Raw genomic sequence first — 25830 nt, 5'->3', positions numbered from 1 at the left:
ACCAGCGCCGACCAGACCATGACCATCGACCCCTGCAACCTGCAACTGCTCTACCAGGGACGCAACCCCAACTCCGGCGGCGACTACGGCCTGCTGCCCTACCGGCCCGGTGTGCTGACCCTGCAGCGCTGATGGCGCGACATCTGCCACGGCGAGCCGGTCCGCGGTGATCACCGTGTGAACCGGGTCCTGGGCACGGCGTCTGGGAGCATCCGCCGTGCCCAGGGCCCTGCCGCGCCGATCGTCTCGGGGCGGCCCGGCGGCACCCGTACCGTCGAGATCACCGTGCCGCCCGCGCACCGGGCGCCACCACGGACGCCTCCGGCGGCGGCGCGTCGGTCTTGAGCGTCCCGAGCCGGGCCAGCTGGTAGCTCAGTGCCCGCTCCGGCGCGTCGATCTGGTTCTGGCTGCCGAACTCGCCGGCCCGTGCCGCCTTCGCCCCGGCGAGCGCGGCCCGCATCGCGGTCCAGGCGGCCTTCGGGTAGTGGCGTTCGTCCAGGGTTGCGGCGTACGCGACGGCCGCGTCGAGGCGGCTGGTGTCGAGCGGCCGGCCCTGCGCGGTCAGTGTGTCGCTGAGCAGGTAGTGGTCGAAGTCGACGTGCCCGCCCTGCTCCTGGGTCGCGTAGCCGAACAGGCCGACACGGTGCCCCATGAAGTGCGCGAGGCTGCCGTCCAGGGTCTGCGGGCCGACGCGGCCGCCCAACCGGGTCCAGTTCAGACCGTCGAGGCTGTAGAAGAACGTCGTCCACAACTGTCCGGCCTGGGAGGCGAAGTCGAGGTCCGCCTTCACGTGCACCTCGGTCGCGTCGTCGAGGGCCACGGCCGTGCCCGGCACGAAGCTTTCGAGGGCGGCCCGGTCCGGATCGGCCGCGAACGGCTGCACCCGGTTGACGACGCCCAGCGTGTTCTCGCCACCGACCCGCTTGACCGCCACGTACGAGAAGCCGCGGTTGTAGGCCGCCAGGCCCGCGACGTCACCGTGCTTCATGCCGGAGATGTCCATCTTGGTCTCGACGGACTGCCGCGGTCCGAAGGTCCGCTGCGACAGCGTGTTCCGCGCCTCCTCGAACCAGGCCAGTGCGGCCCGGTCGGAGAGCTTCGTGTAGCGGTACTGGCCGGTGACGACCTTGCCGTTCGTCAGCCGCAGCCATCCGTCCCGGTCGGTGAGCGACCAGTACCGGTTGTCGGGAGCGTGGTTCCACTGCCACACCGGGTCGAGCCGGGACCCGTTGGGCGCGAGCTCCGCCAGCTCGACCGTCTCGGCTTCGCAGCCGGGGTCGTCCAGGAGGGTCGGCTCGGGAATCGTCCACTCCTCGTCCATGTACGCCTTGTGCGGCGCATCGTTGGCGAAGTCGTCCGAGGCGACGATGCTCTTCTGCCGCTCGAACACCTCCTGCTCGGGACCGAGCCGGATCGGCTTGGCGAACACGCCGTCCACCCGCACGACCCCGTTGTCCCCGAAGGTCGGCCAGCCGTCCTGCCAGGTGGCGGGGATGAGCGCCGGGGTGCGCCCGAGCGGGAACGTGTCACGGAAGAACATGCCGTACCAGTCCGTCCGGCCGCCCTCGCGCGAAATGGGCACGAGGCTTCCTTGGGCGAAGCCGTCGGAGTTCAGCACCCCGCGCGCCTCGTAGGTGTTCACCCCGCCCGCCGACGTGTAGCGGCCCAGCAGTTCCTTCGACCGCAGCATGACGACCTGGCGCCCCTGCCCCGGCGGCCAGGTGATGACGACCGCGTAGTAGTGACCGTCGATGTGGTGGAACTGCGCGCCCTCGAACAGGCCGCCGATGAACGGCCGGCCGGCGTAGTCGCTCGCCGTGAAGATGTTCGGGTAGTCCTGCTCGATGGCCGTCAGGCCGGAGTCGAGGCGCACGGCGCTCGTACCGCCGGAGCCGTAGAAAATGTACGGCGTTCCGTCGAGGTCGAAGAAGAGTGACGGGTCGTGCAGGCCGCGGCCAAGGGGTGTGCGCTGCCAGGCACCGTTCTCGATGTCGTCGGTGCGGTAGAGGTGGGCGCCGCCCAGGTTGTTGGTGTTGAAGGCGACGTAGAACCTGCCGTCGTGGTGGCGCAGGGACGGCGCCCACTGGCCCTGGCCGTACGACGTCTGTCCGTTGCGCAGGGAGAAGGGGTCTCCGATGCTCGCCCGGTCGAAGACGTAGTTGACGATCTCCCAGTTCACCAGGTCGTAGGACTTCATGATCGGTGCGCCGGGGCTCAGGTGCATGGTCGTGCTGATCAGGTAGTAGACGTCCCGGCCCTCGTCGTTCCGGGCGGCCGGGACGCGTTCCACGCTGATGTCCGGTACGTCGGAGCGAAGCAGCGGTACGGAGTACGTGCCTGAGCCGGTGTCGGCCGAGGTGTAGGAGGGCTTCGGCGACCACTCCACGGCAGCGCCCGGCGCGTGCGCGGGGGCACGGTTCACCTGCGTTGTCTCTTCCTTGCGTGCGTACGAGGGTCAGCCCTTGAAAGCGCCGTCCATGATCCCGGCGACCATGCGTCTGCCGACGAAGACGAACAGCACGACCAGCGGCAGGGTGGCCAGGAACGAGCCCGACATGGCCAGGCCGAGGTCCACCGTGAGGCTGTTCTGCAGCGCCTTGATGGCGATCTGCGCGGTGTACATCTCGGGCGACTTCAACACGATGAACGGCCACAGGAAGTCGTTCCAGGCGGTGACGAAGCCGAGCAGCCCCAGCACGAACGCGGCCGGCCGCACCAGCGGGAACGCGATCCGCCAGAAGATCTGCCAGGTCGTGGCCCCGTCGATGCGGGCGGCCTGCAGGATCTCGTCGCTGATCGTGGTGGCCAGGTGCTGGCGCATCCAGAAGATGCCGAACGCGCTGGCCAGCCCCGGCACGATGAGCGCCTGCAGGGTGTCGACCCACCCCAGCGAAGAGATGATCATGTATTGCGGGATGACGGCGAGCTGGGTCGGCACGGTCATGGTCAGCACGACCATGAGGAAGAGCGCGTTGCGGCCGCGGAAACGCAGCTTGGCGAAGGCGAACCCGGCCAGCGAGCACAGCACGGCGTGCCCGACGCCGATCGTGCCGGCCACGACGAGGCTGTTGAGGATCGAGCGGACGAACGGCACGGTCGAGAAGACGAGCCCGGCCAGGTGGAAGAAGTTCCCGCCGGGGACGATCTCCGGCGGCAGCTTGGTGGCGGTCGCCGTGTCCGTCGTGGCCACCACGAACATCCAGTACAGCGGGAACACGCAGGCCAGCGTGGCCACCGCGAGCAACAGATAGGTCCACCATCGGACCCGGTCGGCCTTCTTCATCATCGCTCCGGGCGGATACGGGTGGACAGGACGTAGTTGAGCGCCGCGAAGGCGATGATCAGCACGAACAGCGCCACGCCGATGGCGGCGCCGTAGCCGAACTGGAACCGGCCGAAGCCCTGCTCGTACAGGAAGAGCGTGAGGGTCTGGCACTGCCGGACGGGTCCGCAGGTGAGCGGGGCGGTGGGGGAGACGAGCAGCGGCTCGGTGAAGGTCTGCAGGCCGCCGATGGTGGAGGTGACGATGGTGAACACGATGACCGGGCGCAGCGACGGGATGGAGATGTGCCGGAACTGCTTCCACGCGCCCGCGCCGTCCACCGCCGCGGCCTCGTAGATCGTGCGGGGGACGGCCTGCAGCGAGGCCAGGTAGAGCAGCGTGGTGTAGCCGAACCAGCGCCAGGTCACCATCGCGGCGATCATCACATGGCTCCCCCACCCGGACTGCAGGAAGTCGATCGGCCCCACGCCGACGAGCCCGAGCAGCCAGTTGAGCAGGCCGTAGTCGCGGTCGAACATCTGGGCGAAGACGATCGCGGTGGCCGCCACCGAAGTGACGTACGGCACCAGCATCGACATCCGGAAGAACACCGCCAGCCGCAGCCGGGCGTGGTTGAGCAGGTGCGCCAGCCCCAGCGCGATCAGCAGTTGCGGCACGGTCGACAGCAGCCAGATGCTGATCGTGTTCCAGGCCGCGTTCCAGAACCGGGTGTCGCCGAACAGGCGGGCGAAGTTGTCGAAGCCGATGAAGACGTGCTCGCCGATCGGGTTCCAGTCGAACAGCGCGACGTAGAAGGTGAACAGCAGCGGGACGAGCCCGAAGACCGCGAAGAGCAGGAAGAACGGGGCTATGTAGGCGTACGGGGCCAGCCGCTCGGCCAGGCCCTGCCGCACCCGCGCCTCGGCCTCGGGCATCGCCCGCGGCGGGCTGAGCGTCGTGGCCACGTCACTTGCCGATCGCGGTCTTGATGTTGGCCAGCGCCGCGTCCCACGCCTTGGCCGGGTCGCCCTTGCCCTGCTCGACGTTGGTGATCGCGTTCAGGAACTCCTGGCCGATGGCGGAGCTGTCCGGGCCGATGAGGAACGGCTTGAGCCCGAGCAGCGAGTCGGTGTAGATCTTCCCGGTCGGCGCGTCGGAGAAGAACGGGTCCTTGAGCCCGGTGAGCTTCGGATCCTGGTAGACCGACGGGGTGGTGGGCAGCGCGCCGGAGTCGGTGAAGTGCTCGAGCTGGCCCTGCGGCGACTGGGTCTTGGAGATGTAGTCCCAGGCGGCCTTCGGGTTGGCCGCGCCCTTGGGGATGGCCAGGTAGCTGCCGCCCCAGTTGCCGGCGCCGCCCGGGATCGTGGCGATGTCCCACTTGCCCTTGGTGTCGGGCGCGTGGTCGCGGATGGACTCGAGCATCCACGACGGCGCGGAGATCACGGCGAAGTCGCCCTTGCCCATGCCCGCGCTCCAGCCCTCGGAGAACGAGCTCTGCTTCGCGGTGATCCCGGCCTGGGCGGTCTTGATCGCCAGGTCGAACGCGGTCTTGACCTGAGGGCTGGTGGCGTAGACGGCGTTGCCGGAGGGGTCGTAGTACTTCTGCGGTCCCTGGTTGACGGCCTGGAGGAAGACGCTGGTCGCGGCGTTGTCGACGAACGCCTTGCCGGTGGCGGAGGTGTACTTCCTGCCGGTCTCGATGAAGGCGTCCCAGGTCGACCAGAGCTTGCTCACCTCTTCGCGGTCGGTGGGCAGCCCGGCCTCCTTGAACAGGTCGGTCCGGTAGGCCACGGCCATGCCGCCGACGTCGGTGGGGATGCCGATGATCTCGCCGGACTTCGCCACCGACTGGCTGATCACCCAGTCGAGGTAGTCGCCCTTGATCTTGTCCGCGCCGTACTGCCGCAGGTCCTGGAAGTTCTGCGGCTGCTGGACGAACTTCGGCAGATCGTCGCCCTGGATGAGCACGAGGTCGGGCACCTTGCCGCCGGCCAGCGCCGTGGTGAGCGCCTGCGCGGTCTCCACCGAGGTGCCCACTTCGGTGAGCTTCACCTGCGCGCCCGGGTTGGCCTTCTGGTAGTCCTCGACGGACTCCTTCTGGTTGATGCCGGTGAACGACCAGAACTCGAATGATCTGCCGTCGCCTGACGGCTGGGCTGGGCCGCCGCCTCCGCAGGCGGCGGCGGTCAGGACGAGGGCCGTGGCGAGCACGACCGGTGTGGCTTCACGGAGCTTCACAGATGATCTCTTCCTGGGTTCAGGAGCGGAGGGCGGAGGTGATCCGGAAGAAGGGCGGGCATCCGGGAGTGGCCGGCTGATCAGGAGCTGATTACTGGACACCTGCGGATCAGAAAGTTTCGGAGTCAAGAGCGATCGTTAACGCCGGACCCTACGTGCGGATTCTGAAACTCGTCAAGAACCTCCCGTAAGAACGACGAAATGAGCGGGACAGCTCGCCGAAACCTGCTCGCTAAACTGCCGCCATGACCACGGCCGAAGGCCCGTCCGACGACGGCGTCACCTTGTCCCAGCCGATGACCATCGCGCAGCTCGCCGAGCTGGCCGGGGTCTCCACGGCCACCGTGTCGAAGGTCGTCAACGGGCGCTCCGAGGTGGGGCCCGAGACGCGTGCCCTCATCGAGCGGCTCATCCACGAGCACGGCTACCGGCCGCAACGGCGCCGCGCCACCTCCGCGCCCCTGGTGGAGCTGGTCTTCCATGCGTTGGAGGGCGAATATCCCACCGAGATCGCCAAGGGAGTCGAGCAGGTGGCGCGCGAGCACCAGCTCGCCGTGGTGCTGTCGGAGCTGCAGCACCGCGACACCCCGGGCAAGGGCTGGATCGAAGGCGTGCTGAGCCGCCGTCCCGCCGGCGTGATCGCCGTGTTCTCCGGCCTGACGGAGGCGCAGCGCCGGCAGCTCGCGACCCGCGGCATCCCCCTCGTCCTGCTCGACCCGCGGGGCGACCCCGCGCCCCAGGTGCCCTCGGTGAGCGCGAGCAACTGGAACGGCGGGCTCATGGCGACGCGCCACCTGCTCGGCCTCGGACATCGGCGCATCGCCGCCATCACCGGGCCCGACTACGCCCTCGCCAGCCGGGCCCGGCTCGACGGCTACCGGACCGCCCTCGACATGGCCGGCCTCCCCGTCGATCCGGAGCTCATCGGCCGGGGCGACTTTCTCATCGAGGGCGGCCTGGCCCAGGCCGAACGCCTGCTGCGGCTGCCCGACCCGCCGACGGCGATCTTCACCTGCAACGACGGGCAGGCCACGGGCGTCTACCGCGCCGTCCATCGGCTCGGCCTGCGCATACCCGGCGATGTGAGCGTGGTGGGCTTCGACGACCTGCCCGCGGTCCGGTGGATGAACCCGCCCCTGACCACGGTCCACCAGCCGCTCACCGGGATGGCCGCCGCCGCCACCGACATGCTGCTCAAGCTGGCACAGGGCGAGCTCTTGGCACAGCACCGCGTGGAGCTGGGCACCGAACTGATCATCCGGGAGAGCACGGCCCTACCGGCAGGCTGACGAAACTTACGGCGATTCTCCCGAAACGGCCGGACGGATCGAACGCTGGTCCACGGCCCGAACGGCCGATCCACGGCGATCCGGCGCTGTCCGCCTGTCAGCGCTCCGTGACTAGACTGCCGCCATGACCACGGAGTCGTCCCCCCTCACCATCGCCCAGCTCGCCGAGCTGGCCGGAGTCTCCACCGCGACGGTCTCCAAAGTCGTGAACGGCCGTTCCGAGGTCTCGTCCGAAACCCGCGCCGCCGTGGAGGAGCTCATCCGCCGGCACGGCTACCGGCGACAGCGCCGCCGCTCCACGCCGACGGCCCTGGTGGAGCTGGTCTTCCACGCGCTGGAGGGCGACTATCCCGTCGAGATCACCAAGGGTGTGGCCGCGGTCGCGCGCGAGCACGAGCTCACGGTGGCGATATCGGACCTGTGCCATGACCACACCGCCGCGGACGCCTGGCTGGAGAGTGTGCTGCGGCGCCGGCCGAGCGGCGTGATCGCGGTGTTCTCGGGCCTGACCGAACGCCAGCACGAACAGCTCGCCCGCCGCGAGATCCCGCTGGTCCTGCTGGATCCGGCCGACGCTCCGGCCGGAAACATCCCGTCGGTCGGCGCCGGGAACTGGAACGGGGGGCTCATGGCGACCCGCCACCTCCTGGAGCTCGGGCACCGCCGCATCGCCATCATCACCGGGCCGGACTCCGCGTTGTCCAGCCGGGCCCGTCTCGACGGCTACCGGACCGCCCTCGACATGGCCGGCGCGCCCGCGGATCCGGAGCTGGTCGGCCGGGGGGACTTTCTCATCGAGGGCGGTCTGGCCGAGGCCCACCGCCTGCTGCGCCTGCGTGACCGGCCTACCGCGATCTTCGCCACGAACGACGGTCAGGCCATCGGCGTCTACCACGCGGCCCACCAGCTCGGCCTGCGCATACCGGACGATCTCAGCGTGATCGGCTTCGACGACATGCCTTCGGTGCGGTGGGCCATCCCGCCGCTGACCACGATCCGCCAGCCCCTCGCGGAGATGGCCGCGGCGGCCACCTCGATGCTGCTGAGGCTGGCCCAAGGCGAGCAGCTGCCGCAAAGCCGCGTCGAGCTGGCCACCGAACTCGTCGTACGCGAGAGCACCGCGCCGCCCGCGCTCCCGCCCGCCTGAGCTGGAGCGCGGCCTCCGAGGGTCAGCGAGGCGAGCCGGGGTGGCTCACGCTCGGCCGTCCGTCAAGGGCACGCCCCGGCGCTCCGCCGGACCTTCCGAGGCGGGGGCGACGGACGTGGTCATTCCGTCCAGATCGAGTTCGAGCATGGGCGCGATGGTCCCGCCGAAGTCGGCTCGTGCCTGCGCCGCCTCCGCATGCAGGGGATTTCCGCCCCGCCGCGATCGGTAGTTGGCGAAGCTGGCCACGTGGCGGCTGGGCAGCACCAGCCACGCGTAGGCCTGATCGGGTTCGGAAGACGGGTTCCGGATCACCAGCCCGGAGCCGTTGAGCGGCTCGTACGGTCCCGTCAGGCTGGGCGCGGCGAAGCCGTAGAGCCCGGTGGGTGCGCGATCGGCCGGGTGGAAGGAGTGGCGCTGGGCGGTGAAGAAGAGGTAGTACCGCGACTGGTGGACGATGACGTGCGGCCGTTCCAGCTCCCGGCTGACGCCCTCGGCCACGAGGAGAGGCGGGAGCAGCGACCAGCCGCCGGCCCGTGACTCGGCCAGGGCGATGGCGCCGGTGAAGCCGTCGCCCCAGGCGATGGAGGCCGCGACGAGCAGGTAGTCGCGCCCGTCGGCCGGGTCGCGGAACCAGCCGGGATCGCGAAATGCCCTGATGTTCCCCGGTGACCCGTCGGCCTCATCGGTCGGCAGGTACATCCGGCCGTCGGAGCGGAGGATCTCCCGATGTCCGGCGGCTTCGTGCGGCGAGAACCGGTCGCCGCCGGCGAGCCGGCCGAGGCGCGCCTCGATGACGCTCTGCCGGAACGTGGGACGTGCTTCGCCCCGCCGGCCGGCGGCCGTGTAGAACACCGACACCGTCCCGTCCGGCCGGCGGACCGCTGATCCCGACCACTCCCGGCTGCCGGGCGAGGCGTCGTCGGCGAAGGCGTTCCCGAGGTCCTCCCATCCGTCGCCGTTCCTGGCGAACAGGCGGATCCGGGCCCGGTCGTGGCGCCCTTCGGGGTGGCCGAGAGCCGGGGCCGACAGCACCATCCACACCTCGTGGCCGCCGAACAGGGCCGTCGAGCCGTCCTCCTCCTGAACCGGCCACAGATCCCAGAGATCGTGACCCGGCAGGAGCCGAGGCACGGCCGTGGGGTCGAAGAGGGGCGCGGTGGTCGCGGTGGTGCCGGCGAGCAGATCGAGGTGCCGGCTGGTCCAGAGCGCCGGTCGGCCACCGTTCACGCGCCGCCCCTACCGCAGACGTGGGCATGTCCGGCGAACGGGCTGGATCCGCTCGCCGGATTCCGTGCGCCGCCGGACCGTCCTCGTAGGACCATGAACGACCTCTGCTTTCACTCGTGGGGTGGGATGTGCGGGTTCCACCGGCCCTGGTGCGGCCGGGCGCGGTGCCGTCAGCCCTTCAGGGAGCCCTGGAGCAGGGCCTTGACGAAGTGCCGCTGGAAGATGAGGAAGATCGCCAGGGTGGGTGTCAGGATGAGTAGCGATCCGGCGCACAGCAGCGGGATGTCGGTTCCCCACTGGCCCTGGAAGGCGCCCAGCGCGCCGGACATCGTGCGCTTGGCCGGATCGTCGACGAGGACGATGGCCAGCAGGAACTGGTTCCAGGTCCACAGGAACAGCAGGATGCCCAGGGACGAGATCGCCGGCATGGCCAGGGGGACGTGGATGCGCCGGAACAACTGCCACACGTTGGCGCCGTCCATCCGCGCGCTTTCGGACAGCTCCGCGGGCATGTTGACGAAGTGCGCGCGCATCCAGAAGACCGAGAACGGCATGAACAGGCCGATGAGCGGCAGGATGATCGCCCAGCGCGTGTTCAGCAGTCCCATGTCCCGCATCTGGTAGTACAGCGGCGTGATGATGCCCTCGAAGGGCAGCGTCAGGCCGAGCACGAACAGCAGGAAGACCACGCGTCCGCCGATCACGCGCAGGTGGCCGACGGCGAAGCCGGCCATCGTGCCCAGCAGGATCGAGATCGGGACCACGCCCAGCACGATGAGGACGCTCGACTTCAGCAGCTCCCCCATGTTCGCGGCCTCGAAGGCCCGCAGGAAGTTGCCCCACTGCGGGTCGCCGGGCCAGGCGAGTCCGGCCGGGTAGGTGCCGGAGGGGTGCAGGGCGGTGACGAACAGGCTGAGGAACGGCAGGAGCGTGACCGCCATCATGACGACGAGCAGCAGCCTGCCGGTCCAGGACTCCCGCCACGCGAGGATCATCGGTTGCCGTCCTTTGCGAACCACTGGATGGGAAGGGCACAGGCGATCACGAGGAGCATGAGGACCATGGCCAGGGCCGAGGCCGTCCCCACCTCGCGTTCGGAGAAGGCCAGGTAGAAGATCTGCAGGCCGGGCACCATGGTCGTGTTTCCGGGACCGCCCTGGGTCGAGATGTAGATGATGTCGAAGCTCGCCAGGGCCGCGATCACGGTCACGGTGACGCAGACCGCGATCTCCTGGCGCAGGCTGGGCACCGTGATGGAGACGAACTCCCGCCACGGCCCGGCGCCGTCCAGCCGGGCGGCCTCGTACAGCGCCGGGTCGATCTTGCTCATGCCGGCCAGGAGCAGCAGCGTGCACAGGCCGAGCAGCACCCACGCGCCGATCATGCCGACCGCCGGCAGGGCGGTGGCGAAGTCGCCCAGCCAGGCCCGGGTGACCCCGCCGAGGCCGATGAGCGAGAGGAGCTGGTTGATCACTCCGGTGGAGGCCAGCAGCCAGCTCCACGCGATGCCGGCCGCCACCAGCGGGATGACCTGCGGCAGGAAGAGCACGGTACGGGCCACGAGGGCGAGCCGGCTCTGGGCGATGCGCCTGATCGTGGCGGCGATCGCCAGGCCGAGCACGACCGGGATCGCGCTGAAGAAGACGATCAGCTGAAAGGCGTTGACCAGCGAGTCGAACAGATCGGGGTCGGTGAAGACCCTGCCGTAGTTGGCCGCCCCCACCCACGTGGACGGCCCGATGCCGTCCCACTCGTACAGCGAGTACTGGAACGTCAAGGCGACCGGGCGCAGCACGAAGACCGCGTAGAAGGCGAGCGCCGGGATGATGAACAGCCAGCCGACCAAGCCGCGGGTGCCGCGCAGCTTGGTGGTGGCCGGCCGACGGTGCGCGGACCGGGCGGCGACTGACCGGGGCGTCAACTCGTTCAGTTCCCTTCGAGCTGACCGGCGTAGTCGGCCTGGACCGCCTTCAGCAGCCCCTGCGGGGTCTGCTCTCCGGCCACCAGCTTCTGCAGGTTCGGGGTCCAGCTCTTGGCGTAGATGGCGCCGGTGGCGTTGGCGATGAAGTCCATCGCGCCGTTGTCCTCGGCGATGTCCGCCCCGGCGGCCAGGGTGCTCGCGGTGACCTTGTCGGAGGCGACGGCCGGCATGTACGCGTCGGCCGGTCCCATCGGGCGCGATCCGCCGACCTCGACGCCGATCTCGCGGGCCCGCTGGTCGGTGGCCACCCAGTTGAGGAAGAAGGCGGCGCAGTCGGCGTTCTTCGCGTTCGCGGCGATCCCGAAGGTGAGGGGCGCCGACATGGCGGCCAGCTTGCCACCCTGCTGGGCGGGCGGCATCAACGTGAAGCCGACGTTGCCCGGCATCTGCTTGTCGAGGTTGCCCGACTCCCAGTCGCCGTTGAACATGAACAGGCCCTGGCCGTCGATGAAGCGGCTCATCATCGTCGCGTAGTCGACCGCGTTCACGTCCTTCTGGAAGTAGCCCGCCTTGATCCACTTCTCCAGGTGCTGGGCGGCCTGCAGGTTCGACGGGGTGTCGATGGTGGCGCCGGGCTTCTGGAAGATCCAGTCGTTGATCGGTCCGGCCGGGCCGTAGGAGGCCATGAGGTTCTGCAGCGGGAACGCCAGCCCGCCGGTGGCTCCGCCGTTGAACTGCACGATCGGCGTGATGCCCGCGCTCTTGGCCTTGGACAGCGCGGCATCGAGCTCCGCCAGCGTGGCGGGCGGCGTCGACATGCCGATCTGGGTGGCGAGCTTCTTGTTGTAGAAGACGCCGGTCATGCTGAAGTTGAGGCCCAGGGCGTACAGGGAGCCCTGCCCGCGCGGCCGTCCGCCGGGGCCCAGGCGGAGCTGTTCGAGCTGGGAGGCGGGCCACTTGTCCCAGCCGAAGGCCTGGGCGTAGCCGTCGAGGTTCTTCAGCAGGTTGTCCTTGACCAGCTCGGAGACCTGGGGCAGGCGCATCAGGTCGGGTGGGTTGTCCGCCAGGACGCGCGGGGCGTTCTGCGTGATGACCGCGAACTGGTCCTCGCGGATGTTCCAGGTGACGTTCGGGTGCTGCTTGGTGAACTCGGTGGTCAGCGCCTTGGGCAGCGGGAAGCCGGTCTCGAAGTAGCCGTTCATCGTGATCTGCGCCGTGCCGCAGGCGGGCGCGGCGGACTGCGGCGACGCGCTGGTGGCCGCGGGCTGCGGGCCGTTGCCGCCGGGTGCCGCGCAGGCGGCGGCCAGCGTCCCCATGGCGATCACAAGCGCGGCCCCGGACCTGCCGGGGCGGACTCGACGAGCCATGTGCATCTCCTCTGCTGCCTGGGACAATCGGCACCGGGCTGATGTCCCGACTCCGTTGCTAAATCGGGTTAGCGCCCGATAGTCTCACCACGCGCGTCGTACGATGTCAACCCCCCGTAACGCACTCTTGACGATCGGAGGTTCTGGGTGAGCCCACGACGGGTCACGCTGGCCGATGTGGCCAAAGCCGCGGGCGTCTCCCGCACGACCGCCTCACTGGTGCTGTCGGGCCGCGGGCGCGAGTTGCGGATCTCTCAAGACGTCGAGCAGCGTGTCGTGCAGGCCGCCAACGAGTTGCAGTACCGGCCCAACATCGTCTCCGTGGGCCTGCGTACGGGCACATCCCGGACGATCGGCTTCATCTCCGACACAGTCGCCACCTCGCGGCTGGCCGGCGACATGATCAAGGGTGCGCTCGAGGCCGCCCGCGAGCGTGGCTTCATGCTGTTCATCGGCGAGACGGAGGGGGACGCCGAGCTCGAGCGCCTGCTGCTGCAGGCCATGCACGACCGCCAGGTGGACGGGCTGATTCTGGCCTCGATGTTCACCCGGACCATCAAGGTGCCCAAGTCGATCACGGCCGCCCCCGCCGTTCTGCTCAATGCGCTGCCCGAACAGCCCACTCCCCTGCCGGCCATCCTCCCTGACGAGGTCGAGGCCGGCCGCCGCGCGGCCCGTGTCCTGCTCGACGCCGGCCACCGCGACGGCATCCACCTGATCGGCGCCGGCCCCGGCATCGGCGACGTTCCCCCGGAAAGCGTCGCGGCGGTGGAACGGCTCGTCGGCATCCGGGAGGCGCTCGGCGAGGCGGGCGTCAAGGTGGCGGGCGGTCGTACCTGCCCCGACTGGCAGCCGGAACATGGCTTCACCGCGACGCGGGACCTCCTGGAGACCGCGCGTCCACGGGCGCTGATCTGCTTCAACGACCGCATCGCGATGGGCGCCTACCAGGCGCTCGACGATGCCGGGCTCAAGGTTCCGGACGACGTGTCCGTCGTCTCCTTCGACGACCACCCCATCGCCTCGTGGATCCGGCCCCGGCTGACGACCGTGGCGCTGCCGCACTACGAACTCGGCCGCAAGGCCGTCGACGTGCTGTTCACCGAGATCGACAACGACGACACAGACCCTGATCGACCGGGCGACGTGCACCGGGTCCCCATGCCCCTGCGCAGCCGCGAGTCCATCGCGTCACCGTCTGCCGCGCAATCCGGCTGACGCCGCCGGGGGCCACTGCGGCCATCCCGTCTCCGGACAGCAAGGCCACCGGCGCCGCCACACCTGCCGCCGAGGCCGTCCCTGGAGCCGAATTCACGCCTTGGCAGGGGTGGGGCCGGGCAGCACGCCGCCCTCGGCGACACCGACGTAGCCGGGCACGCCGCCCCCGCGCGGGCCCTGCCCGCGACGCATGCCGCAAATCTGCCTGGTCACTCGCGCTCGGCCGACGAGCCTCTCGGTCGCTGTCGTTCCGGGTGCTGCAAGAAGGGGGCAGATGGCGCTCTCCTTAGCGCAGGGTCTTCAGCACGGCACTCCAGGCGATGACCTGGTCCAGCAGGGCGGTGGACGGGCCCTGGAGCCCTGCCCGCGTTCTCGGCGGAGGCGGTTCAGACACCCGCACGGGTGAACGTCACATGCGTGACTCCGCTGGACGAGGAGATGGACTCGACCTCGTAGTCCTTCTCCAGGCCCTCCAGTCCGTCCCACAGGCGTACGCCTCGGCCGAGGAGGATCGGGACCACCACCGTGTGCAGGTGGTCGATGAGCCCGGCAGCAAGGAAGTCGCGGATCACGGTGGGACCCCCGCCGATGCGTACGTCCAGGCCGTCCGCAGCCTTGCGGGCCGCCTCGAGCGCCTCGGCGGGTGAGGCGTCGATGAAGTGGAAGGTCGTGCCGCCCTCCATCTCGATGGACGGGCGCACGTGATGGGTGAGGACGAAGACCGGCGTGTGGAACGGCGGATTGGGACCCCACGCGCCCTTCCATTCCGGGTCCTCGTGCCACCCGGGATGGCCGAACTTCCCGGCACCCATGATCTCGGCGCCGATTCCGAGAGCGTGCTGCTGGACGAAGGCGTCGTCGACTCCGCCGGTGCCGCCGGACTGGCCGTCCCTCTTGTGCCGCCACCACCGGGTGGCGAACATCCACTCGTGCAGCCTTTGCCCGGCGTGCCCGAAATGTGCGTCGCGGCTCTGACCCTCACCGGTGCCGAAGCCGTCGAGTGAGATGGCGAAGTTGTGGACGCGGGCGAGTGACATGACTGATGCCCCTTCGGTGATCGGAGTCGGTTGTCGTCGGCGGTCCGGAAACGAAGGCCGGTCGCGGCATTCTGGTCGTAGCCGCCCCAGGTCGTGCTCCTGCGCTCGGGAGAGTAACTGTGTCGCTAGGACACTGTGTATCATAGATACAGTTTTACGGGGATGACAAGTGGGAGGGCGACGATGGTGGCCAACGAGGAGGATCCGGGGGCAGTGGCCGAGCTGCTGTGGGGCCTGCGGAAACCGCGTAGCAGAGGCCCCAGGCCCGCCTTCGACGTCGCCCAGGTGGCCGACACCGCTGTGAAGGTCGCCGACGCCGAAGGGCTGGAGGCCGTCTCCATGCAGCGGGTCGCCGCCGAGCTCGGTCTCACCAAGATGGCCCTGTACCGCTACGTCAACGGCAAGGCCGAGCTGATAGCCGTCATGGTCGAGGCGGCGGTCGGCACACCCCCCGACCTGAGCGGGGTGACCGGCTGGCGGGCCAAGCTGGAAGAGTACGCCCGCCAGTTGTCCGCCGCCTGGCGGCGCCACCCCTGGCTGCCGTCGGTCACCGTGGGCGACCGCGTCATGGGCCCACGCGAGACCAGCTGGCCGGAAAGCGCCCTCAGCGCCCTGGCCGACACCGCCCTGACCGAACGCGAACGGCTGGACGCGGTCATGCTGGTGTCCAACCACATCCGCGCCACCCACGCGGCCGCGACTCCTGGCACTCAGATCTGGACGGGCGGCAGCGCCACCTCGATCATGCGCGACCTGCTCCTCCTCAACGCCGACCGTTTCCCGCTGCTGGCCACCACCCAGGCCACCCCCTCGGCCACCACGACGCAGGAGTTCGGCCTACGCGCCATCCTCGACGGCCTCGAACACGCCGTCACCCAGCACACCCGGAACAGCGCCGATGCATGAGCCATCGCAAGGACAGGACGCTGGGATACGGTTGAGACAGAGCCTTTCGCGGCCAGACGGGCGGGGCGCGCCAGCCTGAATCGCCGAGCTCGAGCACGCGCGCAGGTCCTGCGCAGAACCACGGCCGGCTCGGCAACTCGACTCTTGAGAGGCATCACGGTCAGGCGAGCAAGAAGTCGGCCATCGCCGCGGCCACCGCGGCGTTGTCGGGAGCGAAGTGGCTCTGTCCGGGCAGGACCAGGAGCCGGCCGGTGGTGCAGGCCTCGGCGACGGCACTCGCGGCCTGGCGCAGCCATTCCGGACTGTGCTCGCCGGCCAGGACCAGCACGGGCACGCCGATCTTCGCGGCCTGCGCCGCGGGCAGCGTGTTGTCCCCCATCACCGCAGTGTCGTAGACCAGGGTGTGGGCCAGCGCGACCAGTTCAGGCCAGGCGGGGGTCGCGCGCATCTGGGTGATCATCTCGGCGGGCATCCCCATCCCCCGGGTCATGAAGTACTCCACCGCCTCCCCGCGGCGGTCGCCGGCGCTCAGCGCTTCGAGCCGGGAGGCGAAGCCGGCGGGCAGGGCGGGCCGGGCGCCGTCGATGTCGTACGGCGGCTCGTGCAGCACCAGCCGGTCGATGGGCAGGGCGGCGGCTGCCGCGCGCAGGGCGAGCGCGGCACCGGAGGACAGGCCGTAGACGTGGGCCGGGCCGCCCGTCGCATCGATCACGGCGTGCAGGTCCTCGATCTCCCGTTGGACGGTGTACGCGGGGTTGTCCGTGGAGTCGCCTCGGCCGCGTCGGTCGTAGGCGTAGACGGTGAAGCGCTCGGACAGATGGCGGGCCAGATCGGCCACCACGGGGTGGCTGCGCGTGCTGAAGGCGCCTCCCACCACGATCAGGGCAGGGCCGTCGCCGACGCGGTCGAAGGCCACGGTGGTGCCGTCGGGCGAGGTGGTCTTGTACATGGGGTGCATGCCCTTCGGGAGTGGGCGCCCAGCGGCGGAACCGCCGGGACGCAGGGTCGCAGCGTGACGAGCCACCATGATTTCTTCCGACATAAAAGATTGTCAAGGACAATATAATTTTCCGCTCGAAGACAGCCATGATGCACTGGCGCCGACCGGCGAGGATGACGGATTCCATGAAGTCGCAGGCCGGCAGAACGTGCCGGTCCAGGACATCGCCAGGTGTACCGTTTTGACACCTCCCGCAGATAACCGCTATCTATTGGCCAACCGTTAGGGGGCTGGAGTGCAGGACGCAGTGCTGGCGATGCTCGCCAAGGAGCCGTCGCACGGGTACCAGTTGCACGCTCGGCTGCGGCGCAGTCTCGGCCCGCTGGGCGAGTCGATGAACCGCGGTCAGATCTATGTGACGTTGGCCCGGTTGGAGCGAGCGGGGCTCGTGGTCTGCGAGCGCGCGGACGGTCTGCCCGAGCGGCCGGAGCGCAAGGTCTACGCGCTGACCCCGGCGGGGCAGCAGCGGGTGAGCGCGTGGCTGGCCGAGGTGGGCTGGCCGAAACCGGACCTGGCGGAGTTCCATCTCAAGCTCGCCGCCGCCGCGGCGGCCCGGCTGGCCGACCCGGTGGAGCTGGTGGCGGCGCAGCGCCGTGAGTTGCTGCGCCGCTTGCGTGAGGCGCAGCAGGCGGCGCTGGCCGAGCCGGCGGGGTCGGGCGCCGGCCTGCTGCTGGAAGGGGTCGTGCTGCGGCTGCGGGCGGACCTGCGCTGGCTGGATGCCTGCGAGCGGGCCTGGTCTAAGGCCGATGACGAAATCGAGGGTGGATGAACGTGTCAAGCGCCGCGGTCCGGGCCTGCGGCCTGGTGAAGACGCACGGTCAGGGGCAGAGCCGGGTCCGCGCGGTGGACGAGGTCGACCTGGAGGTGCCTCAGGGACAGATGCTGGCGGTGATGGGGCCCAGCGGCTGCGGGAAATCCACTCTGCTGCACCTGCTGGGTGGCCTGGAGCGGGCCACCGGTGGGGAGGTGTGGGTGGCCGGGCGGCGCATCGACACCTTGAGCGAGCGGGCCCTGGCGCGGCTGCGGCGCCGGTCGGTGGGGTTCGTCTTCCAGGCCTTCCATCTGGTGGAGGAGCTGTCGGCGGCGGAGAACGTGGAGCTGGCCGCGCTGCTGGCCGGGCGCTCGCGCCGCCAGGCCAGGCGGCGCGCGGGCCTGCTGCTGGAACGGGTCGGGCTCGCCGACCGTGCCCGGCATCTGCCGTCGCAACTGTCCGGCGGACAGCGCCAGCGGGTCGCCATCGCCCGCGCGCTGGTCAACGAGCCGCTGGTCGTCCTGGCCGACGAGCCGACCGGCAACCTCGACACCGCGGGGACCCTCGATGTGCTGAGGATCTTCGAGGAGCTGCGTTCGGCGGGGCAGACCCTCCTGATCGTCACGCATGACGAGCGGGTGGCGGCCACGGCGGATCGGCTGATCTCGATGCGCGACGGGATGTTCGTCGACGACACCCGGCTGGCCGGCGCCCACCCGCGCGGGCTCGGCGGGCTGATCGGGCTGGAGGGCTGAACGTCATGGGCTCCATCGTGCTCGTCATGCGTCTGGTGCTGGCTGACGTGCGGCGGCACCAGGTCCAGGCCGTGATGCTCCTGCTCGCGGTGACCGTGGCCACCGCCACGATGGCACTGGGTCTGTCCCTGCGCGGCGTGAGCGACGCGCTGTACGAGCAGACCCGCGCGGCCACCGCCGGGCCGGACGTGGTGGCAGTCTCCGGCGACACCGGCCCCGGCGTGACCTCGGCCCTGGCCTCGCTGGCGAAGGATCCCGAAGTGGTCGCCCACCACGGCCCCTATCGCATCGTCTACGCCAACCTCACCACGCGCGACTCCACGTCGTCCCCGGTGGTGGTGCACGGCTTCGCCGAGACGCCCGGCACGGTCAACCGGCCGCTGGTGACCTCGGGTCATTGGGTACGGCCCGGCGGCGCGGTCGTCGAACGGGGCTTCGCCACCGCGCTGGGCGTCGGCGTCGGCGACCGCGTCACCATCGCCGGCCGGTCGTACCCCGTCGTCGGGATCGCCGTGACCGCGGCCACCTCCATCTACCCCTGGGCGGCGCAGATCGGCCCGGGCGGCGGCCCCAGCGACTACACCGGCCTGGCCTGGATGACCACATCAGATGCCCGGACACTGGCGTCGTCCCAGGATCTCCCGGTGACCTCGGCCCTGGACCTCAAGCTGCGCGACCCCGCCGCCACCGAGGCCTTCCGCGAAGCCCACCGCGGCTCCACCATCAGGATCAACTTCCACTCCTGGCAGTTCAAAGCCGTACAGGACATGGTCATCCTCAGGAACAGCCAGCCGATCCTGGTCATCGGTAGCTGGCTGCTCAGCTTCCTGGCCATCACCGGAGTGGCGGCGCTGGCCGCGGGCCGCGCCGTCGAGCAGACGCGCCGGGCCGGGCTGCTCAAAGCCGTCGGCGCCACCCCGGGCCTGATCGCCACCGTCCTGCTCACCGAGTACCTGGCGCTGGCGCTGGCCGGCGACGCGCTGGGGCTGGTGATCGCCCGACTGACCGCGCCCGCCATCGCCAGCCCCACCGCCAGCCGGATCGGCGACGCCGCCGGGCTGACCGGCGCCACCGTCGCCGCGGCGACCGTGCTCGCCGTGGCGGTGGCGGTGCTGTCCACGCTGCGTCCCACGCTGCGGGCCGTACGTACGGCGACCGTCACGGCGCTGACCGCCACCGCGCACCAGCCCCGTCACCGGCCCTGGCTCACCGCGCTGTCCGCGCTGCTGCCCACGCCGCTCCTGCTCGGGCTGCGGCTGACCGCCCGCCGGCCGGGCCGCGCCGTGCTGCAGGCGTGTTCCACCGCCACGACAGTGATCGCGATCATCACCCTGCTGGCCCTCTACGCCCAGCCGGAGCGGGGCTACGGCCTGCACGGCTCCTCCGCCCTGCCCAACCTGCGGGGCGAGCACGACCGCCGGCTGATGCTGGCCGTCACCATCCTGCTGATCACACTCGCCGTCGTGAACACCATCACGTTCACCTGGACCACTGCCATAGAGGCCCGGGCGAACATGGCCATCGCGCGTACGCTCGGCGCCACCCCGGGGCAGATCTCGGCGGGGCTGTCCGCCGCCCAGCTCCTGCCCGCCCTGCCCGGCGCCATCGTCGGCATCCCCATGGGCATCGCCGTGTTCTGGATCTTCGGCGCGAGGAACGCGACCGCACCGCCCTTCTCCTGGATGTCCGGCGCCGCGCTCGCGATCCTCCTGGCGACGGCCGCGCTCACCGCCCTGCCCGCACGCCTGGCGGCGCGCCGGCCGGTGGCGCAGGCCCTCAGCGCCGAAACAGCGTGATCGGCCTGGCGCTCGGGGCGCTGTTCCTGCCCAACGCGGCCGCTGCCGAGCCGGTAGCGCGCGGTGCCGGGCGGGCATGATCCGAGTCCTGCGCCCCGCCCGGGGCCGGCGCTCCTGACCAGGTGCCCTCCGCTCAGGAGCGCCGGCTGCCACGGCTTGCCGGCACGCGGGTTCAGTTCAGGTACCCGGCGGTCGGGGCGTGCGAGTCAGGCGTGGAGGGTGATCGGGGCGGGCATCCCGTCCGTGAACAGTTGCGCGTCGACCTGGTCCAGGGCGACGCGCAGCGCGCCGAGGGCGACGCTGTCCGCGCCGAGATCGGACGCCCGGATCTCGGGGACGCGCAGGCAGAGGCGGCCCAGCTCCCGCTCGAAGGGCTCTATGAGGAGGTCCGCGGAGCGGGAGTAGCCGCCGCCGAGGATGACGACCTGCGGGTCGAGGGTCAGCACGAGGGCCGCGGCGCCCACGGCCAGGTCCTTGACGTAGCGGCGGAGCGCGGTGCGGGCGTGGCGGTCGCCCTCGCGGGCGCGTTCGAAGACCCAGGCGGCCTTGTCGTTGGGGTGGATGTCCTCGGGCACCCCTGGGCAGTTCTCGATGTGGGAGGGGGCGGAGAGCCAGCGGACCGCCTTGAGGGCGCCGATCTCGCCGGCCGCTCCCCCGTACCCGCGCCGCAGGGTGCCGTCGAGGATGAGGCCGGCGCCGGTCCGCATGCCCGCCAGCAGGTAGACGATGTCGTCGGCGTCCTGCGCGGCGCCCTTCCAGCGTTCGGCGACGGCGGCGAGCTTGCAGTCGTTCTCGACCAGGATCGGGCAGCTGAAGCGGGCCGAGAGGTGCTCGGCGGGCGAGACGCTCGACCAGCCCGGCAGCGGGGTGAACAGCGTGGTGCGACCGGTGGCGTCGACCGGGCCGGTCACGCCGACCGTCACCGCCCAGATCTGGTCGGGCCGCATCCCGGCGTCAGACAGGCACTGGGTGATGGCGGCGTCGACGGCCTGGAGCCGCGCGGCGGGGTCGGCGTCGGGCTCGACCGGGAGCCGGTGGCTGCGCAGCACCTGCCCTTCGAGGTCGGCGAGCAGGACCAGGATCTTGTGGCCGCCGACGTCGACGCCGAGCACGTGCCCGGCGCCGGCGTTGAAGCGGTAGCGGCGGGCGGGGCGGCCGACGCTGCTGCCGTCGGGCTCCACGACCTGCACCCATCCGTCGGTGACCAGCCCGCGGACCACGACGTCGGTGCCGGGCCGGGACAGGCCGGTGCGGGTGGCGAGCTCGGTGACGGTGGCGGGTGGCTGACCCCGCATCGCCCGGACGATGCTGAGCGAGTTGATCTCGCGGAGTTTGCTGACGTCGGCTCCGGCCGCCTCGGGCACCTCAACCCCCCAATTATGCTTCGTTATAGCGTAATTCTAGCGGCCCTGTCACGTGATCGGATACTGCCGTCCCGGGTCCAGCGCAGTGGCGAAATCGACGGTACGGCCGTCGATGGCGAAACTGTACCGGCCGGTCGGGACGATTTCCGGCTGCTCGGCCAGGTAGGCCGCCAGGCGTTCGAGCTCGTCCGCGTCGAGCCACGACGGCGGGTCGGAGACGGCCTTGAAGCCGCAGATCGTGGCCAGGTCCTGCAGCCAGCCCATCTGCGTCTCGGTGAGCAGGTTGAGCCGGCTGCGGAAGTACACGATGTCCGGGTCGACCTGGAGCAGGGGCGACTGCCACAGCCGGTGCAGCGTGTTCACGACGGCGTTGTAGGCCATGGCGTCCGAGGGGTCGTCGCTGGCGTAGTTGGTCCACAGCGGGGCGACGTCGGGGCCGCTGCGCAGCCCGTCGGCCAGCCCGAGCGAGGGCAGCAGCAGGGCGCCGCTGCCGAGCAGGTAGACCTCCGGGCCCGCGACGCGCCGGATCAGGGCGAGCGCGTCCCGGTAGGCCTGCTCGCGGGGCGCCCCGGAGTGCCGGACGCCGGGGACGGCGCCGGCGTTGACGAAGTCGAGCTTGAGGTAGGTGAAACCCCACTCGTGCACGACCCGGTGGATCATCCGGGTGAGGTGCTCCTGGACGCCGGGGTGGGTGAGGTCAAGGGCCCAGTAGGAGGTGCCCCAGTTGTGCCCCGCGACGACCGGCTGCCCGTCGGCGTCGCGCAGCAGGAACTCGGGGTGCTCGTGGGCCGTCGCCGACGTGGGCAGCACGATGAACGGCGCCAGCCACAGGCCCGCTCTCATGCCGGCGGCGGTGATCCGCTCGGTCAGGGCGCGCATGCCGGAGGGGAACTTGTGGTTGGGCTCCCAGTCCCCGACGGCCAGCTCCCAGCCGTCGTCGATCTGGACGACGTCGAACGGGAGGCCGGCCAGCGCGGCGACGTCCTTGCTCAGCACCTCCTCGCTGATGCCCTCGTAGTACGCGTACCAGGTGCACCACACGTTGCCGGCCTGCCGGTCGCTGCTGCCCAGCCGGGCCGCGAGCTGGTCGGTGTAGTGGGCGAAGACCTCCTGCTCGGGACCGTAGGCGAGGAACCAGGGGGCCCCGTCTTCCTCGCACCAGCCGGCCAGGGTGTCGTGGTCGGCGGCCAGGCGGGGGGTGCCCAGCCCGAGTGAGCCCAGCAGCAGCACCCGCCCGTCCGCGCCCTGCAACGCGGCCACGGCCGAGGAGTGGTGGCGGGCCGGGTCGTCCCAGACCGTGTCGTCCGCGGTCAGGCGCCGCTGGGGGTTGGCGATCCGCAAGGGGGGCTCGCTGAGGCGGCGCCACCCGCACGGGCTCCAGGAGTTCTGGCCGTGCCGGTAGAACAGGGCGTCGGCGAGGCCGTGCAGGATCGCGACCCGGCCGGGCGGCAGGACGAGGCCGCCGGCGACGGGCGTGGGGGGCTCGGAACCCGTGAGCTCGACCGCGAATTCACGATCGGCCAGGTCGACGAGCAGGGGCATGGTTCTCCTTCGAGCAGCAGTGCCGTCCGGCGGAAGTGCAGCGCGGATCCCGCCGGACGGGGCAAGGACGGAACGATCAGGCGAACAGGCTGTTGACCTGCTGGTTGGCCTTCTTCAGCGCCTCGGCGGGCTCGATCTGGCCGAGGATGACCGCCTGCAGGGCGTCCTGCACGATCTGGCTGATCTCGGTGCCGTGCTCGGTGATCGGCAGGAGGAACGTGCCGCCGGGGGTCTTGGTGTAGTCCACGTACACCTGCACGTCACGGCCCTTGGCCTTGTGGGCGGCCAGCGCCTTCTCCGCCGAGGTCTTGATCGCGGGGAACACGACGGCGTTGCCGGCCACCACGTCCTGGCAGTCGGTCGAGCCGAGGTACTTCACCCACTTCCACGCGGCGTCCTTGTTCTCGGTGCCCGCCCAGATGGCGTCCGAGAGGCCGTTGATGGCGCTCTTGCGGGTCCCGATCGGCCCGACGGGCAGCGGCGCGAGCGCGAACTTCTGCTTGGCGCCGTCACCCATGTACGTGTTGATGGTCCAGGAGCCGGCAATGGTGAGCGCGGCCTTCCCGGAGTTCATCACGGCGTCGATGCCGAGCGTCGACTGCTTGTCGAAGCGGGGCGCGTACCCCTTGTCGGTCAGCGCCTTGTACCAGCTGATGGTCTCGATCAGCTTGGGGTCGTCGTACTTGTACTGGGTGCCCCACGGGTTCTTGTCGAGGTAGGTGAAGCCGTTGGCGGCGGCCAGCTCGCCCCAGCCGTTCTGGCCCTGGGAGCCGTCGTTCCACTCCGGCTGGTACCCGTAGACCGCGACGTTGTCCTTGTCGAAGGCCGGGTCCAGGCCGTTGCGGCCCTTCTCGTCGACGGTGAGCTTGGCGATGACCTCCCCGAAGGTGCCGCCGTCGGTGGGGTTCCAGGTCAGGTCGGCCAGCTCCGCGGGCTTGACGCCGGCCTTGTCGAGCATCTCCGTGTTGTAGACGACCGCCTCGGTGTCCCAGTCCTTGGGCAGCCCGTACCGCTTGCCGTCCTTGGTCCACAGGTCCGCGAGCCCGTCCTGATACTGGGTCAGGTCCACCTTGTCAGCGTCGACGTAGGGCTGGATGTCGAGGATCTGCTGGCTGGAGACGAACTGCGGGTAGTACGACACCTGGTTGGTCCACACGTCCGGAGCCTCGCCGGCCGCCAGCTGCGTGGTCAGGTTCTGCCAGTACTGCGCCCAGGCCGTCTGGGTGATCTTGATGGCGATGTTCGGGTTCGCCTTCTGGAAGGCGTCGGCGCAGGCCTGGTAGGAGGCCAACTGGTTGTCGTCCCACAGCCAGTAGTCGAGCGTGACCTTGCCGCCCCCGTCACCGCCCGCCGGCTTGCCCGTCTCGGAACCGCCGCACGCGGTGAGCGTGGTGCCCGCCAGCAGCGCGCACAGCAGCGCCGCTCCGACCCGCTTCCTATTGATCATCGAGGTGCCTCTTCCTGGGGGATGGGGCCGAGGGCCCGAGAAGTTCCCTCTTGCCTTGTTGGCTCTCTCGAATAATGATGTGGCTCATCGAAAATTTGTCAAGGCCAGCTCATAATGCCTTGACGATCGTCACGTGGAGGCTTCGATGGTCCACTCTCCGACCGGCCGGCCTGCCCGGATGGCGCTCGTCGCCCTCCTGGCCGCGGCCGTCACGGCGCTGCCCACCCCGAGCTCGGCCTCGGCCGCCCAGCCGGGCTGGCGGAACCTGGCGGCGGCGGAGGCCCCGGACGCCAACCCGCTGGAGGGCTTCATCCCCTACGCCGGCGCCTATACGACGTTCCCCCACTCGATGGAGTGGTTCTACCTGCCGCTGAACGCGGTGATGACCGGTGCGCACCGGTTCGACTGGCGGGCGCTGGAGGAGCAGCTGGACGCGATCGCCGCCCGTGGCCACCAGGCGGCGTTCCGCTTCTACCTGGACTATCCGGGCAAGCCCAGCGGCATCCCGCAGTTCCTGCTCGACCAGAACCTGCTGACCCGGCCGTACGACGACTTCGGCAACAACGGGCAGAGCGTGTCGCCCGACTACGACGACCCGAATCTGACCGCCGCGCTCGATCGGTTCATCGCCGCGCTCGGCCGCCGCTACGACGGTGACCCGCGGATCGGGTTCGTCCAGCTCGGCCTGCTGGGCTTCTGGGGCGAGTGGCACACCTGGCCGCACAACGGGGACCCCGGCACGGAGAACTGGTTCGCTTCCCCGGCCGAGCAGCTCAGGGTACTGGACGCCTACGACAAGGCGTTCGACCGGACCAGGCTCATGGTCCGCTACCCCGGTGCCGACAACAAGGAACACGACCTGGGCTACCACGACGACTCCTTCGCCTACTCCACCCTGCCGGGCCCCGGCTGGCACTTCATGGACCTGATGCAGCAGGCCGGCACCACCGACAAGTGGCGGACCGACACGGTCGCCGGCGAGCTGCGGCCCGAGCTCCAGGGCTGCCTGTTCAACACGCCGATGGACTGTCCCGGCGACGGGGACAAGGACTTCGCCACGAGCGTCGCCCAGACCCACGCGACCTGGCTGCTCAACCACTACGCCTTCAGCCCCGGGTACACCGGCGCCGCCTACGACCAGGCGCTGCAGGGCGCGAAGTCGCTGGGTTACGAGCTCAGGGTCACCGCGGTGCGGACCGAGCAGCGGCGCGGCGGCCTCGACGTCGCCGTCCGGATCCGCAACGACGGCGTCGCCCCGTTCTCCTACGACTGGCCCGTCCAGGTGGCCGCGGTCGGCCGGGACGGGCGGATCGCCCGGACCTGGACGACGTCCTGGAAGCTGACCCGCGTCATGCCCGGCGAGCCGGCCGAGCTCACCGCCGCCCTGCCCTTCAACGGACCGGCCGACGGATTGCGGAAGGGCGAGTACACGCTGGTCCTGCGGGCCGCCAACCCGCTGCGGAACGGCATGCCGCTGCGCTTCGCCAACGCCGGCCAGGACACGACCGTCCCCGGCTGGCTGACCCTCGGGCGGATCCGGGCCTCCTGACGCCACCACGAAGG

At 70.4% G+C, this 25830-nt stretch carries 22 protein-coding genes; 9 read left to right on the top strand and 13 right to left on the bottom strand.

The genetic code is table 11. From position 1 onward, the window contains the following. Nucleotides 1-280: 280 nt before the first annotated feature. From AB0J69_RS38555 to AB0J69_RS38540, 4 genes are read right to left on the bottom strand one after another with little or no spacing between them, the layout of a single operon-like run. Nucleotides 281-2422, bottom strand: a complete 2142-nt coding sequence (locus AB0J69_RS38555) for a family 43 glycosylhydrolase (RefSeq protein WP_364128123.1) — start codon at nt 2420-2422, stop codon at nt 281-283. 33 nt (nt 2423-2455) lie between these two features. Then, on the bottom strand, nt 2456-3286 hold the full coding sequence (locus AB0J69_RS38550; RefSeq protein ID WP_364128120.1) for a carbohydrate ABC transporter permease: 831 nt from the start codon (nt 3284-3286) through the stop codon (nt 2456-2458). Next, nucleotides 3283-4227 (bottom strand): sugar ABC transporter permease, encoded by a 945-nt coding sequence (locus tag AB0J69_RS38545; RefSeq protein WP_364128118.1) that lies wholly within the window; start codon nt 4225-4227, stop codon nt 3283-3285. The genes AB0J69_RS38550 and AB0J69_RS38545 overlap by 4 nt, the downstream gene beginning before the upstream one ends. Nucleotide 4228: 1 nt before the next feature. Further along, nucleotides 4229-5500 carry an extracellular solute-binding protein gene (locus AB0J69_RS38540; protein WP_364128115.1) on the bottom strand — a complete coding sequence of 424 codons (1272 nt, stop codon included), beginning with the start codon at nt 5498-5500 and terminating at the stop codon, nt 4229-4231. 245 nt (nt 5501-5745) lie between these two features. On the opposite strand from AB0J69_RS38540, the gene AB0J69_RS38535 reads away from it, so the two are divergent. Continuing rightward, a complete protein-coding gene (locus AB0J69_RS38535) occupies nt 5746-6789 on the top strand; it encodes a LacI family DNA-binding transcriptional regulator (RefSeq protein ID WP_364128112.1) in 1044 nt (347 codons plus the stop codon). 124 nt (nt 6790-6913) lie between these two features. After that, complete coding sequence (locus AB0J69_RS38530; RefSeq protein ID WP_364128109.1) at nt 6914-7936, top strand: LacI family DNA-binding transcriptional regulator; 1023 nt, start codon at nt 6914-6916, stop codon at nt 7934-7936. 45 nt (nt 7937-7981) lie between these two features. Here AB0J69_RS38530 and AB0J69_RS38525 read toward each other — a convergent pair whose 3' ends face one another. The 4 genes from AB0J69_RS38525 to AB0J69_RS38510 form a co-directional block, all read right to left on the bottom strand. Next, nucleotides 7982-9163 (bottom strand): glycoside hydrolase family 68 protein, encoded by a 1182-nt coding sequence (locus tag AB0J69_RS38525; protein ID WP_364128106.1) that lies wholly within the window; start codon nt 9161-9163, stop codon nt 7982-7984. A gap of 170 nt (nt 9164-9333) precedes the next feature. Beyond that, complete coding sequence (locus tag AB0J69_RS38520; RefSeq protein WP_364128103.1) at nt 9334-10158, bottom strand: carbohydrate ABC transporter permease; 825 nt, start codon at nt 10156-10158, stop codon at nt 9334-9336. Beyond that, entirely contained in the window at nt 10155-11084 is a 930-nt protein-coding gene (locus AB0J69_RS38515; protein WP_364128100.1) for a sugar ABC transporter permease, read from the bottom strand. Before AB0J69_RS38515 ends, AB0J69_RS38520 begins: the two co-directional genes overlap by 4 nt. A 5-nt stretch (nt 11085-11089) precedes the next feature. Then, complete coding sequence (locus AB0J69_RS38510; protein ID WP_364128097.1) at nt 11090-12451, bottom strand: hypothetical protein; 1362 nt, start codon at nt 12449-12451, stop codon at nt 11090-11092. A 147-nt stretch (nt 12452-12598) separates the two neighbouring features. On the opposite strand from AB0J69_RS38510, the gene AB0J69_RS38505 reads away from it, so the two are divergent. Continuing rightward, nucleotides 12599-13669, top strand: a complete 1071-nt coding sequence (locus AB0J69_RS38505; protein WP_364128094.1) for a LacI family DNA-binding transcriptional regulator — start codon at nt 12599-12601, stop codon at nt 13667-13669. A gap of 386 nt (nt 13670-14055) precedes the next feature. On the opposite strand, the gene AB0J69_RS38500 is transcribed toward AB0J69_RS38505, so the two are convergent. Continuing rightward, nucleotides 14056-14706 (bottom strand): dihydrofolate reductase family protein, encoded by a 651-nt coding sequence (locus tag AB0J69_RS38500; RefSeq protein WP_364128092.1) that lies wholly within the window; start codon nt 14704-14706, stop codon nt 14056-14058. 162 nt (nt 14707-14868) lie between these two features. Here AB0J69_RS38500 and AB0J69_RS38495 point away from each other — a divergent pair, with 162 nt between their 5' ends. Further along, entirely contained in the window at nt 14869-15612 is a 744-nt protein-coding gene (locus AB0J69_RS38495) for a TetR/AcrR family transcriptional regulator (protein WP_364128089.1), read from the top strand. Between the two features lie 160 nt (nt 15613-15772). On the opposite strand, the gene AB0J69_RS38490 is transcribed toward AB0J69_RS38495, so the two are convergent. Continuing rightward, nucleotides 15773-16561 carry an alpha/beta hydrolase gene (locus AB0J69_RS38490; protein WP_364128087.1) on the bottom strand — a complete coding sequence of 263 codons (789 nt, stop codon included), beginning with the start codon at nt 16559-16561 and terminating at the stop codon, nt 15773-15775. 76 nt (nt 16562-16637) lie between these two features. On the opposite strand from AB0J69_RS38490, the gene AB0J69_RS38485 reads away from it, so the two are divergent. Genes AB0J69_RS38485 through AB0J69_RS38470 form a run of 4 tightly spaced genes read left to right on the top strand, consistent with a single transcriptional unit; the run spans nt 16638 to nt 19914 of the window. Further along, complete coding sequence (locus AB0J69_RS38485; protein ID WP_364128084.1) at nt 16638-16838, top strand: hypothetical protein; 201 nt, start codon at nt 16638-16640, stop codon at nt 16836-16838. A gap of 9 nt (nt 16839-16847) precedes the next feature. Next, nucleotides 16848-17381 carry a PadR family transcriptional regulator gene (locus AB0J69_RS38480; RefSeq protein WP_364128082.1) on the top strand — a complete coding sequence of 178 codons (534 nt, stop codon included), beginning with the start codon at nt 16848-16850 and terminating at the stop codon, nt 17379-17381. Further along, a complete protein-coding gene (locus AB0J69_RS38475) occupies nt 17378-18118 on the top strand; it encodes an ABC transporter ATP-binding protein (protein ID WP_364128079.1) in 741 nt (246 codons plus the stop codon). Before AB0J69_RS38480 ends, AB0J69_RS38475 begins: the two co-directional genes overlap by 4 nt. Nucleotides 18119-18144: 26 nt before the next feature. Then, the gene (locus tag AB0J69_RS38470; protein WP_364128076.1) at nt 18145-19914 is read left to right on the top strand and encodes an FtsX-like permease family protein; all 1770 of its coding nucleotides are present in this window, start codon (nt 18145-18147) and stop codon (nt 19912-19914) included. Nucleotides 19915-20120: 206 nt separating this feature from the next. Here the strand turns inward: AB0J69_RS38470 and AB0J69_RS38465 are convergent, their stop codons facing one another. The 3 genes from AB0J69_RS38465 to AB0J69_RS38455 form a co-directional block, all read right to left on the bottom strand. Then, nucleotides 20121-21278 carry an ROK family transcriptional regulator gene (locus AB0J69_RS38465; protein WP_364128073.1) on the bottom strand — a complete coding sequence of 386 codons (1158 nt, stop codon included), beginning with the start codon at nt 21276-21278 and terminating at the stop codon, nt 20121-20123. Between the two features lie 48 nt (nt 21279-21326). Beyond that, nucleotides 21327-22820, bottom strand: coding sequence for a glycoside hydrolase family 36 protein (locus tag AB0J69_RS38460; RefSeq protein WP_364128071.1), 1494 nt, complete (start codon nt 22818-22820; stop codon nt 21327-21329). A gap of 76 nt (nt 22821-22896) precedes the next feature. Next, the gene (locus AB0J69_RS38455; protein ID WP_364128069.1) at nt 22897-24267 is read right to left on the bottom strand and encodes a sugar ABC transporter substrate-binding protein; all 1371 of its coding nucleotides are present in this window, start codon (nt 24265-24267) and stop codon (nt 22897-22899) included. Between the two features lie 145 nt (nt 24268-24412). On the opposite strand from AB0J69_RS38455, the gene AB0J69_RS38450 reads away from it, so the two are divergent. Beyond that, a complete protein-coding gene (locus AB0J69_RS38450; protein ID WP_364128066.1) occupies nt 24413-25816 on the top strand; it encodes a DUF4832 domain-containing protein in 1404 nt (467 codons plus the stop codon). Nucleotides 25817-25830: the final 14 nt, after the last annotated feature.

Source organism: Nonomuraea sp. NPDC049709 (assembly GCF_040674815.1).
GTDB lineage: Bacteria > Actinomycetota > Actinomycetes > Streptosporangiales > Streptosporangiaceae > Nonomuraea.
This window is presented reverse-complemented; position numbering and strand designations above follow the sequence as displayed.